The organism is Variovorax sp. 01N425, assembly GCF_056399465.1.
In genome coordinates this window covers 43116-57287 of sequence record NZ_JBFTRJ010000016.1, presented here as the reverse complement: position 1 = coordinate 57287, position 14172 = coordinate 43116, and the positions used below count along the sequence as shown (strand labels likewise).

Annotated in this window: 15 protein-coding genes and 1 tRNA gene; 5 read left to right on the top strand and 11 right to left on the bottom strand. The window is 67.8% G+C overall.

All coding sequences use genetic code 11. The annotated features are described in order from the left end of the window. Positions 1-94 precede the first annotated feature (94 nt). The 3 genes from AC1DSC_RS25625 to AC1DSC_RS25615 all read right to left on the bottom strand — a co-directional run bounded on the left by AC1DSC_RS25625 (position 95) and on the right by AC1DSC_RS25615 (position 2465). On the bottom strand, positions 95-1315 hold the full coding sequence (locus AC1DSC_RS25625; RefSeq protein ID WP_478131939.1) for a hypothetical protein: 1221 nt from the start codon (positions 1313-1315) through the stop codon (positions 95-97). 251 nt (positions 1316-1566) lie between these two features. Further along, positions 1567-2040, bottom strand: a complete 474-nt coding sequence (locus tag AC1DSC_RS25620; protein WP_436288036.1) for a GNAT family N-acetyltransferase — start codon at positions 2038-2040, stop codon at positions 1567-1569. 182 nt (positions 2041-2222) lie between these two features. Next, a complete protein-coding gene (locus AC1DSC_RS25615) occupies positions 2223-2465 on the bottom strand; it encodes a helix-turn-helix domain-containing protein (RefSeq protein ID WP_062367220.1) in 243 nt (80 codons plus the stop codon). Between the two features lie 137 nt (positions 2466-2602). On the opposite strand from AC1DSC_RS25615, the gene AC1DSC_RS25610 reads away from it, so the two are divergent. Together AC1DSC_RS25610 and AC1DSC_RS25605 are read left to right on the top strand one after the other, a co-directional pair. Then, entirely contained in the window at positions 2603-3370 is a 768-nt protein-coding gene (locus tag AC1DSC_RS25610) for a zinc metalloprotease (protein ID WP_478131938.1), read from the top strand. Positions 3371-3383: 13 nt separating this feature from the next. Beyond that, positions 3384-3803 (top strand): hypothetical protein, encoded by a 420-nt coding sequence (locus AC1DSC_RS25605; protein ID WP_436288034.1) that lies wholly within the window; start codon positions 3384-3386, stop codon positions 3801-3803. A gap of 205 nt (positions 3804-4008) precedes the next feature. Here the strand turns inward: AC1DSC_RS25605 and AC1DSC_RS25600 are convergent. Then, positions 4009-4085 (bottom strand) — tRNA-Met (locus AC1DSC_RS25600). 148 nt (positions 4086-4233) lie between these two features. On the opposite strand from AC1DSC_RS25600, the gene AC1DSC_RS25595 reads away from it, so the two are divergent. After that, positions 4234-4902 (top strand): sigma-70 family RNA polymerase sigma factor, encoded by a 669-nt coding sequence (locus AC1DSC_RS25595; RefSeq protein ID WP_018906226.1) that lies wholly within the window; start codon positions 4234-4236, stop codon positions 4900-4902. Next, positions 4899-6161 (top strand): hypothetical protein, encoded by a 1263-nt coding sequence (locus tag AC1DSC_RS25590; RefSeq protein ID WP_436288033.1) that lies wholly within the window; start codon positions 4899-4901, stop codon positions 6159-6161. Before AC1DSC_RS25595 ends, AC1DSC_RS25590 begins: the two co-directional genes overlap by 4 nt. A gap of 4 nt (positions 6162-6165) precedes the next feature. Here AC1DSC_RS25590 and AC1DSC_RS25585 read toward each other — a convergent pair whose 3' ends face one another. The 4 genes from AC1DSC_RS25585 to AC1DSC_RS25570 are packed head-to-tail and all read right to left on the bottom strand — an operon-like array spanning position 6166 to position 10739. Beyond that, positions 6166-6945: an enoyl-CoA hydratase gene (locus AC1DSC_RS25585; protein WP_018906228.1), complete on the bottom strand. Its 780-nt coding sequence runs from the start codon at positions 6943-6945 to the stop codon at positions 6166-6168. Positions 6946-7003: 58 nt separating this feature from the next. Further along, positions 7004-8860 (bottom strand): M61 family metallopeptidase, encoded by a 1857-nt coding sequence (locus AC1DSC_RS25580; protein WP_436288032.1) that lies wholly within the window; start codon positions 8858-8860, stop codon positions 7004-7006. Beyond that, positions 8860-9582: a DsbC family protein gene (locus tag AC1DSC_RS25575; RefSeq protein WP_018906230.1), complete on the bottom strand. Its 723-nt coding sequence runs from the start codon at positions 9580-9582 to the stop codon at positions 8860-8862. Before AC1DSC_RS25575 ends, AC1DSC_RS25580 begins: the two co-directional genes overlap by 1 nt. Positions 9583-9602: 20 nt before the next feature. Next, a complete protein-coding gene (locus AC1DSC_RS25570; protein WP_018906231.1) occupies positions 9603-10739 on the bottom strand; it encodes an FAD-dependent monooxygenase in 1137 nt (378 codons plus the stop codon). 97 nt (positions 10740-10836) lie between these two features. On the opposite strand from AC1DSC_RS25570, the gene AC1DSC_RS25565 reads away from it, so the two are divergent. Beyond that, on the top strand, positions 10837-11718 hold the full coding sequence (locus AC1DSC_RS25565) for an MOSC domain-containing protein (RefSeq protein WP_027729469.1): 882 nt from the start codon (positions 10837-10839) through the stop codon (positions 11716-11718). Between the two features lie 10 nt (positions 11719-11728). Here AC1DSC_RS25565 and rbsD read toward each other — a convergent pair whose 3' ends face one another. From rbsD to AC1DSC_RS25550, 3 genes are read right to left on the bottom strand one after another with little or no spacing between them, the layout of a single operon-like run. Continuing rightward, the gene (rbsD, locus tag AC1DSC_RS25560; RefSeq protein ID WP_278879341.1) at positions 11729-12127 is read right to left on the bottom strand and encodes a D-ribose pyranase; all 399 of its coding nucleotides are present in this window, start codon (positions 12125-12127) and stop codon (positions 11729-11731) included. After that, entirely contained in the window at positions 12124-13095 is a 972-nt protein-coding gene (gene rbsK / locus AC1DSC_RS25555; protein WP_436288030.1) for a ribokinase, read from the bottom strand. The genes rbsD and rbsK overlap by 4 nt, the downstream gene beginning before the upstream one ends. Beyond that, entirely contained in the window at positions 13092-14165 is a 1074-nt protein-coding gene (locus AC1DSC_RS25550; protein ID WP_015867401.1) for a LacI family DNA-binding transcriptional regulator, read from the bottom strand. Before AC1DSC_RS25550 ends, rbsK begins: the two co-directional genes overlap by 4 nt. Positions 14166-14172 lie beyond the last annotated feature (7 nt).

Genomic DNA, 14172 nt, shown 5'->3' with positions numbered 1-14172 from the left:
GCCCCTTTCCGGTTGCCTGGCCGGCAAGGCCAACCCCAATATTGGGGAGTGCATCGGTTCTACCGGACAATGCGGAAGGAGAAGACGGTAGCGCTCAGGCCGCGACAAGTGCTCGTACGTCTGGGTCGGCATCGTGCGCAGCTTCTGTCAATACCCAGGCCGGAGCGGCACTCGTGTCGATCAGGGCCTTTAAGGCTCGCTTGCGGCATATCGAGCAAGGTGAAAGCTCATAAACGTAGAGAAGACAGTGGGATGCGCCTGCGTCCGGGTGCGCTTCGCACAAGTCCAGAAGTTCTCCGACGAGACGATGGGCCTGATCGGCGTCGTGCAACGGTTCTAGATACTCCGCACATATCGCAAAGTCGCCAGCTTCGAAATTGTTCACCAGCAAGGAGACGCCGTTCGCCAATTCGCCGGCAGCAAGCAAGCGCATGGCAGCTTGCCGCAACTCCCCGTGCGTGAGCGGGGCCACGGCTCTCACAGCGGCCCGCCGAATCTGCTCATCGGGATGAGCAATCCATGGGAGCAACCGACTGTCGAATCGCGGAACGCCCTTCTGTGCAAAGCATCCGAGCAAGCGCTTGACATGCTCGGGCTCATCTGACGCCAGCAGCGCAGCGAATACCGTATCGAGATGGTCGCTGGCCGCTTTCGCGCCCCACCGCCGGAACCAATGACATTGATCCCCTAGGTTCTTGCTGACGTGCGCCACGATCTCGTCGCCTGTATAGGCCGTGATGTTGAAGCGGCTTGAAGAGGCGCTGCGACTCTCGCGTGTTCTGCGCATGCCTGCAAGGTAGTTCGCAATATCCGAGTCGACCGCAGCCTCGCGTTCGAGTGCGGCTAGCCCTCCCTTGATGCCCGTGAGCGAATCGAACTGCTCGCTGGGACAGTCATCAACCCAGAAGTCCGGATCTGTCCGCAGCCATTGTCCTAACTGTCGAGCGACATGGATCAGTCCGTCCACGCCGTCCAGAGCCAATATTTGATCGACACCAATCACGTCAGACGTATGCGACAGTCGGACCAGCGACCGATACAACAAGCTTCTCGCGTCTTCCGAACCCGAACTGGCAAGCTCTTTCAGGATCGCACTGCGATGACTCATGTCGCGATGGTTCTCTGGCAATGACGTATCCGCCATCGCCTCGAGCGCCCGAAGTACCTCCTTGCTCAGCTTCGCGCGATCGACAATCGAAAGCAGCCACGGAGCTCGCTGCGCCTCGCACTGAGGATCGTAGGAGAGACACGACACACATGCCTGTGTGATCTCGTCTTCGAATCCATTCGGTCCATGGCTTGCAACCTGCTGCATGGCGCGCCCGTGACCTGTTCGCAGAGCGGCCGCAAACGCGGCTGTGGTCAATGGAAAGGTCGGTTGTTTTATTTGCATTGAGCGTCCTGTGCGAGCACTGCGCCGAAGGTCAGCTTTCAGACGACCAGTTGCTCGGCGCGAGTGTCGCAGAAGGGCCCGATTTCGACGTTCAGGCTTCGCGATCGAACTAGCAGACCTGAGAACAGTACCTCGGCCGCATCTGACGGACAAGATGCGGATGAACGCGACGCTCAGCCCCCGCGCGCAAGTACCTTGCGCATCAACGCGTTCTGAAGTGTGACGCCCCGAAGGACTGGAAACCGTCGCTCGACCACATGAAATCCGTGGAGAGCGAAAAAGGGCTCGGCGGTCTTGCTCACGTCCGACGTCAGTTCGGTCAGACCAAGAGATCTGGCCTCCTCGTGGATGCGGGCCATCAGCCTGGTTCCGATTCCCTGCCGCGGACGAGCGCCCGATACAAAGAAGTGGTCGACGTAGCCATCCTGCTGAACGTCTGCATAGCCGACGATTTCGTCGCCAAGCACAGCGACGAAGGGCTGGATTCCCCGGACTCGATTTGTCCAAAGGTCCGCGTCAAGGTCCGCTGGAGCCCATGCCTCGACTTGCTCGGGTGAGTAGTCGCGACAGGCAATCTCGTGGATGGCCGTGAAGTACACGCGGAACAGCGCAGCCTCATCACCAAGCCTGAACCGACGAATCTCCATGAAGTCCTAACGATGCGGCAACTTGAGCCACGAGTCTGTCATATCTGATCCGTGAGGCGAATGTCCGCACCTGGCCGCATCTGTCTGGTCGGGATGCCAAGCTGCCATTCATTGCTGACCCAGCAAACCCGTAGGCCGCCATCACGCGCGGCATGGTTTACCGCATGTGCAGCCGTGGACCGCTACGCCCCCGCCTTGATCAGATCCACGATGGTGCTCTCCGGCCGGAGTTTGCAGGCGCGGCACCAGTCCAGATAGAACAGGACATCCATGTACCGCTCGCCCCGTTCGACTTTCGAAACATAGGACTGGTCGACCTTCAGCCGTGCGCCCAGTTCAGCCTGCGTCAGCCCTGCGGTAAGCCGTACCGCACGCAGGTGCTTGCGCAGGACTTCGTATCGGCGATGGTGGATGGACAGCAGCATTCATCGATGCTCATTGCCGCCCTGGAAAAGGCCATTTTGACCTTTTATGATTATGATTCTCTCGAGCCAAAAATGTCACTTTGGCCTTTTTATCGATAGAAATCAGGGATCAAAAAATGAAGAGCAGAATGGTTTTCTTGAGCACCGCCCTCGTGTTGGCGGCTTGCGGCGGCGGAAGTGGAGGCGGCAGCGCCCAAATGGGGCCTGTCGCGGGGCTTCCCTCCACCCCGGCGCAAACGACGACGCCCACGGCGCCGGCTACACCTGAGGCACAGGCTCCGGCCGAGCCCGTGGCGCCAGTAGCTTCCGCCGGCCCGACCGATAGCGAAATCCTCGGCCTCGTCGATTCCACCAATCTCTCCAGCGCCGGCTACCCGTGGAACGGCCGGTACGCAGGCGTGGTGAAGCGCTGGAACCTGCCCATCCCGGTCAAGACCAATGGCGAAGCCCGCGCGGTGCCTGCGATGGACGAGATCGAAGCCAAGCTCGGGTTCGCCATCTTCGACCGCACCAGCATCGCCGCCGCCGACGAGGCGACGATCACCCGCGGCATCGTGTTCCGCCAGGGCACGGCCTACCTGCCGGCCGGCGCCAATCCGCAGGGCTTCTGCGCCAACGTCAGCGATGCGCCCTTTGGTGGCGGCTGGTCCGCTTCATTGCTCAGTCCTGGCGAACTCACCGGGCGGATGTACGTGAACCTGGACAACCCGCAATGCGTGGCAGACGGCACCATCGTCATCCACGAGATCGGGCATGCCTTGGGCCTTGCGACCCACTTCAAGGGCTTTGGCGACGACGACGGGGCTGTCGGGCCGGAGTTCTGGCCCGTGCTGGCGACGCTCTATGCGAACGCCATCGGTACGCCCAAGGCGTCCGTCCTCATCAAGCAGATCGACAAGAACTGAAGGAGGGGACGCAATGAAACTGATCGAAGGCAGGCTCACGCGGCTGGGCGAGTCGACCGTGAACATGAAGAACGAGGTGGTCAAGTATTCGCTCATCCAGATCGGCGACAAGACGCTGACGAACGTGATGATCGACCGCAAGCTCAACAACTTCCTGCAGGACGGGGTCGAAACGGAGAAGGCCACACGGCTTTGGTTTCTCAACGGCGGCAAGATCGTGATGGGTGTGCAAGTCGGCGACGACACGCGGTACTACGGCACGATCAACCCGTTCTTTTACTTCGCGATGCTGTTCAATGTGGTGTTCACCGGCATCGTGTTCACGTATCAGCCACTCGGCGCTTTGGCGTGGGCCGCGCTCATCTACGCGATCGGCGGACGCCGATGGCTGGACTACCGCAGGGTGGCGGCTGCCGGCGGCATGAAGGTGTGAGGGGCACAGCGATGAAGCCAATTTCCATCCATCTGGATGAGTCCGGCTGGGTGCTGGTGAGCCTGGGCGGCGAATAGGCCGCCGCCAGGCTTTGCTGCGCCGCCGGGCCCTTGCTCGGGGCGTGCGAAGGCCCAAACAAAAAAGCCCTAAGTAGTTGATTTGCTTAGGGCTTTTTGACTTTTGCGGAGCACCGCAGAAGTGATGTTGGTGGCTCTTCACGGACTCGAACCGCGGACCTGTGGATTATGATTCCATCGCTCTAACCGACTGAGCTAAAGAGCCGTTCGGCACAGTTTTGTGCCGAGCCCAAGATTATAGCGCAGGCTGCGGGCCCGGAATCAAGCCCGCCAAGCCGCACACGGTGTCTTTTTTGCGATGGCCAACCCCGAAGCCGGCCGCCGCCCGTACAACCCCGGGTGAAAATCCGCCGATGTCTGCGCTGCCCCGCGCCCCTTCCGCCAAAGCCGCCACCGAGCGCGACGCCATGCCCGACGACCAGTTGATGCTGGCCTACGCGCGCGGCGACGGCGCGGCGTTCGACGTGCTCTACGCGCGCCACGAGGGCGGGCTGTTCCGCTTCGTCAAGCGGCTGCTGGGCGCCCGGCTGGCCGCGCAGGCGGACGAGGTGTTCCAGGACACCTGGGTGCGCATCATCTCGGCGCGCGACAGTTTTTCGCCGCAGGGCGCCGCCTGGCGCACCTGGGCCTTCACGATCGCGCACAACCTGGCGATGGACCGGCTGCGCGTGAGCGGGCGCGAGGTGGCGCTCGACGCCGCGCATCCGGACGATGGCGAGGACGCCTTTCCCACGCTCGACCGCGGCGTGCGCGGCGCGATGGATGCCGCGGCGCATCCATCGGCCGAAGAACTCGCGTTCTGGCGCGCCGCCGGCCGGCGCCTGCTGGCCTGCCTCGACGAACTGCCTGCCGAGCAGCGCGCCGCGTTCCTGCTGCACCACGAAGACGGGCTGACGGTCGAAGCGCTCGCGGCCAGCCTGCAGATCGGCTTCGAGACCGTGCGCAGCCGCCTGCGCTATGGGCTGCAGAAACTGCGCGGCTGCATGGAGCGCTACCTGTCGGTGCTGGAGCAGCGCGCATGAACACCGGCGGCGGCAACGGCACCCCCGGCTTCGACGATGGCGGCGAGGACGCGGCGCTGCGAGATCCCGCACTGCGCCGTGCGCTCGACCACGCGCCCGACTGCGACGCACTGCCCGATCCGCGCACCCGCGACGCGATCCGGAAGATGGCGCACAACCTCGCACCGGTTCCCGCGGCGGCGCCGGCGGCCGAAGACAAGAGTGCCGTGCCGTGGTGGCGCCGGCTGTTCGGCGGCGGCGGGGGATCGCATGCCCGCATGCCGTGGAACGCGGCCTTTGCGACCGTGCTGCTGGCCACCTTCGTGACCGTGCTCTGGCATCGCGAACCGGTGCCCGATGCGCGGCTGGATGGAGAGGCGGGAGTTGCCTCCGCGCCTGCGACTGCTCAGGAGGCGGCGCCGTCTGCGGCTGCGGTTCCGGCACCGGCCGCGGCACCCGCGCCCGCGCCAGCTACCGCATCGGCCCCGCCACCGGCACCAGCGCAAGCCCAGCCGCAGCTGCAGGCCGAAGCGGCGCGAGACACGGTGAGCGAAGAGTCCATGCGAAGCAGGGAGATCGCAGTGCGCCGATCGGCGCCGCCGCCCTCCGGCAAGCAGGCTGCCGCACCAGCGCCCGAGCCCCAGGCCAGCCAGGTCGCGCCAGAGCCGCCGCCCCTGCCAGCGTCGCTTCCCGCACCTGCGCCACCTGCAGCAGTTCCACCGGCACCAGCATCATCACCAGCAGCAGCGATCGCGCCGCCGCTGCCTCCTGCGCCCATGGCCCCCGCAGCGCCGCCCGCCACCCGCGAGGCCGCCAGCGGCGGCACTTCTGGTTCTTCTCCAGCCCTGTCGGCACCGCAGCGCAGCCCCAGCGCCGACGCCGCCTCCGGCATGCTGCGCTCGGCCCCCGCGCCGCGCGCGGCCGTGATGGCAGGCAAGGCCGCGGCAAGTCCGGCTGAAGGTGCGTTCTCGGCGCTCGACCAATGGACGTCGCTGAACGCAACACGCGCCGGGCAGAGCGTGCGCCATGCCCGCGGCGACACCGAGGGGCTGGCCGCACTGGTCAACACGCTGGCTCGTTCGGCCACCGCGCCGGGCGCTGAACCGGCCGCGCCCGTCGAGACGCGGCTGGAGCTCTACCGCGGCACCACCCTGCTCGCAGTGCTAGAGATCGCGGGCGACAAGGTGCGCTGGACGCCGCAGGGCACGGCAGCCGGCGCCTCGGTCGGCACGCCGCCGGCGCAGGCGCTGGCCGAGTTGAAGGCGCTGCTCGCGCGCTGATCGCTCAGGCGTTCTTGAAGTCCGGCTGGCGCTTGGCAAGGAAGGCGTCCATGCCTTCCTTCTGGTCGGCCGTGGCAAACAGCGCATGGAACAGCCGGCGCTCGAACATCACGCCGTCGGAGAGGCCGCTCTCGAACGCGCGGTTGACCGACTCCTTGGCCGCCATCACCGCGATCTGCGAGTAGCCCGCGATGATCAGCGCAGCGCCGAGCGCTTCGTCGGCCAGCTGCGCATAAGGCACCACGCGGCTCACGAGGCCCGCGCGCTCGGCTTCGGCGGCGTCCATCATGCGGGCGGTGAGCGCCATGTCCATCGCCTTGCTCTTGCCCACCGCGCGCGGCAGGCGCTGCGTGCCGCCGGCGCCGGGGATCACGCCGATCTTGATTTCGGGCTGGCCGAACTTGGCGTTGTCGGCCGCAATGATGAAGTCGCACATCATCGCCAGCTCGCAGCCGCCGCCCAGTGCAAAGCCGCTCACGGCCGCGATCACGGGCTTGCGGATCGAGCGGATGGTCTCCCAATTGCGCGTGATGTAGTCGCCCTTGTAGGTGTCGATGAAGCTGTACTTGGCCATCGCGGCAATGTCGGCGCCGGCCGCAAAGGCGCGTTCGCTGCCCGTCACGATGATGCAGCCGATGGCGTCGTCGGCATCGAAGGCCTTGAGCGCGGTGCCCAGCTCGGTCATGAGCGCGTCGTTGAGCGCATTGAGCGCCTTGGGCCGGTTGAGGGTGATGATGCCGACCTTGCCTGCTTCGGTCCGCACTTCGATGTTTTCGTAGCTCATGGGTGTCTCCAAGGGAAGGTGAAAACGCGATTCACTGTATACAGGCCATAGGCGCGGATCAGCGCCGCGCGCCCGGCGCGAGCCAGGCCGCGATCTTTGCGGCGTCGTGCGAGAACAGGCGCCAGGTGGTGGCGCCCTCCGGCAGCACCAGCGGCAGCCTCAGCAGCTTGCGGTCGCGCGCCACCAGCGCGGTGCAGCGGGTGGCGTCGCCAAGGTACAGCGCCAGGTCGTCGAGCTTGGCGATGCGCCAGGCCTGCGCGGGGCGCTGCTGGCCCTTGCGGCCGACGGCCGGCAGCTCGATGCCGATCCATTCGTCGTTGGCCGAGAAGCCGGCCTTTTCGGCGGCGCCGCCGCGCAGCACCACCTTGACCTGGACGCTGCCGTTGGCCTCGGCCACGCGCAGGCCCAGCGCCTGCGCCTGCTGCGACGGATCCTCGAGCGCAGCCACGCCGTGCGCGCGCAGCAAATCTGCCAGCGGCAGCTCGTCGGTCGAGTGGATCCACTGCGCGATTTCCGCCGCATAGGAGCGGCCGCCCACGGCCTGGAGCGCGGCGGCCACGTCGGCTTCGCTGATCGGGCCGCCGCCGCCTTGGGTCCACAGGTGGCGCATCACGTCGTCGAGCGTGCCCTTGCCTTCGCGGCGCAAGCTGAGGTCGAAGCACAGCGCCACCAGCGCGCCCTTGGTGTAGTAGCTGACGGTGCCGTTGGGCGTTTGCTCGTCCTGCCGGTAGTACTTGACCCAGGCATCGAAGCTCGCCTCGGCCACCGACTGCACGAGCCGGCCCGGCGTCTGCAGCACCTGGTTCACGGTCTTGTTGAGCAGGCGCAGGTAGCCCGCGTCGTCGATGCGGCCGGCGCGGCGCAGCAGCAGGTCGTCGTAGTAGCTGGTGAAGCCCTCGAAGAACCACAGCATCTGCGTGTAGTTCTCGCGGCTGTAGTCGTAGTGCGCGAACTCGGCCGGGCGCATGCGCTTGACGTTCCAGGTGTGGAAGTACTCGTGGCTGATGAGGCCCATCAGCGTGGTGTAGCCCTCGGGCTGCTTCTTCGCGCCGCGCTGGGGCAGGTCGCGCCGGTTGCAGATCAGCGCGGTGGAGTGCCGGTGCTCCAGCCCGCCGTAGCCGTCGTCCACCGCGTTGAGCATGAACACGTAGCGGTCGATCGGCAGCTTGGGGCCGCCTCGCTTGCCGGCCTTGTCTCCATGCCAGAAGCGGATCTCGGCTTCGCAGATGGCCTGGGTGTCGGCGATCAGGCGCTCGCCGTCGAACGAGGCGGCGGCACCCGCGATGACGAAGCGGTGCGGCACGCCGCAGGCCTCGAACTCGGCGCTCCAGAAGGGGCCCATCTCGACCGGGCTGTCGGCCAGCTCGTCGTAGCCAGCGGCCAGGTAGCGGCCGAAGCCGTGCTTGTCGACCTTCGAGGGCACGAGCGCGGTGGCGCAGGACCAGCGCGCATCGTCGCCGGGCGGCAGGGCGGGAGCGCTGATGTCCAGCGCATGCGGCGCATCGGTCTGGCCCTCCACGCGCAGGCACAGGCTGGTGCCGTTGAAGAAGCCGCGGCCGGCGTCGAGCCAGGCGGTGCGCACCGAGTTGTCGTAGGCGCAGACCTGGTAGTGCAGCACCAGCGGCTGGCCCGGCACGCAGTCGACCTGCCAGCTGCACTTGTCGAGCTGCGTCAGCGCGGGCTTGCGGCGTCCTTGCGTGGCACGCAGGCCCTGCAGGTTCTTGGCGAACTCGCGCACCAGGTAGCTGCCCGGAATCCACACCGGCAGCGCCACGCGCTGCTGCGCGGCGGGGGCCTCGATGGTCAGGGTGACGGCGAAGAGGTGCGCATGCAGGTCGGCGCACTCGATGCGGTAGTGCACCGCGGCGGCCGGCGCAGCCGCTCGCGCGCGCCGGGAAACGGTCGGCGCGGCCATCAGTTGATGGAGGCGGCGAGTTGCTTCTCGACCTGGTCCGCGGGAATGGCGCCCGGCGTGCGGGTGCCGTCGCTGAAGATCAGCGTGGGCGTGCCGGTGATGTTGTACTTGCGGCCGAATTCCACGTTGCGCTGCAGGGCCGTGACGTCGCAGCCGGTTGCCGCGGTGGCGGGCTTGACGCTGGTTTCCATCCAGTCGCCCCAGGCCTTGCCCTTGTCCTTGCTGCACCAGATGTCGCGCGACTTGACGGCCGAATCGGGACCGAGCACCGGGTAGAGGAACAGGTAGACGGTGACGTTGTCGACCGTCTTCATGTCTTTCTCGAAGCGCTTGCAGTAGCCGCAGTTCGGGTCTTCGAACACCGCGAGCTTGCGCTTGCCGCTGCCGCGCACGATCTTGATGGCGTCTTTCATGGGCAGCTTGTCGAACGAGACCTGGCTGAGCTTCTCGATGCGCTCCTCGGTCAGGTTCTTGCGCGCATTCACGTCGATCAGGTTGCCCTGCAGCAGGTAGTTGCCCTGCTCGTCGGTGTAGTAGATCTGGAAGCCGTTCACGCGCACTTCGTAGAGGCCCGGCAGCGGCGACTTGGTGACTTCGTCGATGGCCGGGAACTGCGGAATGCGCGCCGGAAGGTTCTTGCGGATCTCGGCCTCACCGGCCAGGGCCGTGGCGGCCGCGGCCAACGTGCAGGCGGCGAGAAGAAGGTTGCGTGCGAGTTTCATGGGAAGTCCGGTCGATGGATTCATGCCTTCAAGCCCATCGCCTGGTTGGCGATCCAGTGCTTGAGGAGGCGCGTGCGGTCGAAGCCGCGCATGCCCCAGTTGCGCAGCGCGGGCAGGGGGCCCACGCTGTGCGAGAACAGCTGCTGCAGGCCGTCGGTGGCCAGGCTCATCTGCAGCACGTCGGCGCGGCGCGCGCGTTCGTAGCGGCGCAGCAGGCGCGGGTCGCCCACGCTGCGCCAGTACTCGCGCTGCCGGATCACGTCGGCCAGCATGGCCGCATCGGCGAGGCCGAGGTTGAGGCCCTGGCCCGCGAGCGGATGCACCGTGTGGGCCGCGTCGCCGGCCAGTGCCCACGACTGCGCGGCCGCGCCCTTCGCCTGCGGCAGGGTGCCGGTCCAGCGGTCGGCGATGGCGCGCGCGAGCGGCCAGGCGGCACGTTCGCTGGTGAGCCGAAGCGGGCCGAGCGCGCCATGGCTGGCTTCGCTCACCGCGGCGTTGAATTCCTCGTCGCCTTGCGCCAGCAGCGCGGGCGCGCGAAGCTGGTCGACCGACCACACCAGCGCCAGCGAACGGCCCTGCACGCCGCCCATCGGCAGCAGCGCCAGCACCTCGCCCGTGTCGTTGAACCACTGGCGCGCCACGCCGTCGTGCGGCTGCGCGGCTTCGAGCCGCGCCGCAATCGCATGCTGCGGATAGCGCGTGACCGCGTAGCTCACGCCGAGGGCGTCGCGCGTGGCGCTGGCCTTGCCTTCGCACACCACGGTGAGCGGCGCGGACACCGGCTCGGAAACGACTTCGACCTGGGGCTGGAAGCGCACCGCATCGGCCAGCTGCTGCTCGAGCGCCGGCACGTCGACGATCCAGGCCAGCGCATCGACCTTCTGCCGCACGGCGCTGAACTGCACGCGTCCGCCCTCGTCGCCGTGCACGAGCATCTCGCGCACCGGCGTGGCATGCGCGGCGTCAGGCCAGGCGCGCAGCGATTCGAGCAGGGTGCGGGAGGCGGTGTTGAGCGCATAGGCCCGGATGTCCTGCTTGCCGGCCGCGGCGGGCGGAACCACCAGCGCGACGCGCACTCGCTCGCGTGCGAGCAGCAGGGCCAGCGTGCGGCCCACGATGCCGGCGCCGCGAATGCAAACTTCAGGAGGGAGGGCCATCCGGCCATTGTAAGAACAAGCCCGTTCCCGGGCTGCGCTCCCGGCGGCCGATGCGGGACAATCGCTGCCCAATTCCAAGGAATCCAAGGAACCCCACGTGCCACAGCCCGCCTTCGACATTGAAGCCACCATTGCGCGCCTGTTCGTCTACCCCGTCAAATCGTGCGCGGGGGTCGAGCTTCCCGAGGCGCTGCTGACCGAGACCGGCCTGGAATTCGACCGCGCCTGGATGGTGGTTGACGCGCAGGGCGAGTTCGTGACCCAGCGGCAATTGCCGCGCATGGCGCTGATCCGCCCGCAGATGAAGCACATGGAAGTGGTGCTGCGCGCGCCGGGCATGCTGGCCCTGCACCTGGCCTTCGACCGGGTCGAGAAGCCGGTGCGCGTGCGCGTCTGGAAGGACGAGGTCGCCGCCTACGACATGGGCGACATCGCCGCCCAGTGGTTCAGCGACTTCCTCTCCGAGCCGGGCAAGCCGCAGGCGCTGCGGCTGGTGCGCTTCGACCCCGAGCACAAGCGCCTGTCGAGCCTGCAGTGGACCGATGGCGTCGAGGCGACGAACCAGTTCGCCGACGGCTTTGCGCTGCTGGTGGCCAGCGAGGGCTCGCTGGCCGAACTCAACGAGCGGCTGGCCGCCGCGGGCCACGATGCGGTCGGCATCGAGCGCTTCCGGCCGAACATCGTGCTGGCCGGCATCGAGTCGCACGACGAGGACCGGGTCGACGCGCTGCACGTCGCCACCGGCGAAGGCGAGGCCGAGCTCAAGCCGGTCAAGCCCTGCACCCGCTGCCCGATCCCGGACATCGACCCGGCCACCGCCACGAGCAGCCCCGAGGTCGGCGACATGCTGCGCACCTACCGCGCCGACCCGCGCGTCGACGGGCGCATCACCTTCGGCATGAACTGCATCGTGCTGCAGGGCGTGGAGCACATGCTCAAGGTGGGGCAGGCGGTGGGCGCGAACTACCGCTTCGAATAGCAGGCTCTATCTAGAAGGTCACGCCGGCGTACAGGACGATGTTGGCGTAGGGCGTGCATTCGCCCGTGCGGATCACCGCCTTGGCGCGCGCGCTCAGGCGCTTGAGTTCCTCGTGCGACACCGTCTCCGGCAGGGCGGCCAGCTGGCCTTCGCACCATGCCGGCAGCTGTCCCACCGGCAGCTGCCCGATGGCTTCGCGCGCGATCAGCGTGCGCTCCACCTGCATCTCCGAAAGCACGACCTTGAGCACGTCCGCGACCCGCGGAATCCCCGGCGTGAGCGCCAGGTCGATGCGCCGGGGGCCGTCCGGGATCGGCAGGCCCGCATCGCCGATGACCAGCATGTCGCCATGGCCCAGCGCGGCAATCACTTGCGAGAGTTCGGCATGCAGCAGGGCGGTACGTTTCACAGTGCGATCCAGTCGGGTGGCAGGGGGCTTTGCAGCACGGCGTCGCGCTGCGGAATGGAAGGCTGGGCGCCGGGCTGCTGGATGCACAGCGCGGCGGCGCGGATGCCCAGGCGCACGGCTTCGTCGAAGGACTGGCCCTCGCCCAGCGCCACGGCGAGCGCGCCCAGGAAGGTGTCGCCTGCGGCCGTGGTGTCGACCGCCTGGACCTGGGGCGCGGGATGGTGGCGCGCGCCATCGGCATCGATGGCCACGGCGCCGCGCGCGCCGAGCGTGACGACCACGCGCGCAATGCCCTTGGCGCGCAGGGCCTGGCCGGCCAGCGCGGCTTCCCGCGGGCTGTCGGCGGCCTGGCCGCACAGCGCCTCGGCCTCGATCTCGTTGACGACCAGCGTGTCGATGCGCGGCCACAGCGGCTCGGCGATCGGCTGCACCGGCGAGGGGTTGAGCAGCACCTTGCAGCCGGCCTCGTGCGCCACCGAGATGGCGCGCGCGACCTGGTCCAGCGGTATCTCGAACTGCGTCACCAGGAAGGCCGCGCCCTGCAGCTGCTGGCGCAGCGCCGGCGTGTCGATCTCGGCCTGCGCGTTGGCACCGGGAATCATCACGATGCGGTTCTGGCCGCCGTCTTCCACCAGGATCAGCGCGGTGCCCGTGGGCTCGCCGGGGCTGGTGCGCAGCGCGGCGGTGTCGATACCGTCGCGCCCGAGCGCATCGCGCAGCGCCTGGCCGTGCGCGTCGTTGCCGACGCAGCCGATCATGCCGACGCGGCCGCCTTCGCGCGCGCAGCTCACGGCCTGGTTGGCGCCCTTGCCGCCCGGAATGTGGGCGATCGAATGGCCCAGCAGGGTTTCGCCCGCGGCCGGCGCATGCGGCACGCGCAGCACGATGTCCATGTTCAGGCTGCCGAGCACCACGATGCGCGGCGGCGGGGCGGCGCTGGAAGAAGAGGAAGAAGGCTTCGAACTCACGGGGTGCGGGACTTTCGGCTTGGCGTGGAAGAGGAAGACGGTGCGGCGGCCTCGCGGAAGCTCGCGTGCCGCGCGGTCGAGGCGCGCACGCGCAGCTCGGGCTGCAGCACCACCTTGCGCGCATCGCGCCGCTTGCCGCCCACGCGCTCCAGCAGCATGTCGACCGCGAGCGCGCCGATGCGCTCCTTGGGCTGCGCCACGGTGGTGAGCGGCGGGCTGGTGTAGGCCGAGAGTTCGATGTCGTCGAAGCCCACGATCGAGAGCTCGTCGGGCACGCGCACACCGCTTTCATGCGCGGCGCGCAGGGCGCCGATGGCCATCAGGTCGTTGCAGACGAAGACGGCCGAGGGCGCCTCTTCGGTCCGCAGGATCGCGTGCATCGCCTCGTAGCCGCCCTGGCTCGTGAAGCCGCCGCGCCACAGCAGGGCATCGGCATTCGGCGCGGTGCCGGCCTCGGCCAGCGCCATGCGCCAGCCCTCGATGCGCTGCTCGCTCGGCATCACCCCCACCGGCCCGCCGATGCAGGCAATGCGCTTGTGGCCGAGCGACAGCAGGTGGCGCACCGCGAGCAGCCCGCCCTGCATGTGGGCGGTTTCGACCAGGTCGCAGGCCGGGTCGGCAATCTCGCGGTCGACCAGCACCGTGGGAATGCGCAGGCCGTGCAGCTGCGTGACGAGCGAATCGTCGTCGCCGGCGCCGGTCGACACCACGATCAGCCCGTCGATGCGGCGCTCGGCCAGCACCTGCAGGTAGACGCTCTGGCGGCGCGGCTCGTCGTCCGTGTTGCACAGCACCAGCGTGTAGCCGGCGCCGAAGCAGCGGTCCTCGACGATGCGCACGATCTCGGCAAAGTAGGGGTTCGAGCTGTTCGGAATCAGCATGCCGAGCGTCGAGGTGGTGTTGCTCTTGAGGCTGCGCGCCATCGCGTTGGGCACGTAGCCCAGCTCGCGGATGGCCTCTTCCACGCGCTCGCGGCCCTTGGCGCTCACATGGCGCGTGTCGTTGACCACGTGCGAGACGGTGGTGACCGAAACGCCCGCGCGCAGCGCGACGTCCTTGATGGTGGCCATGGTTGCT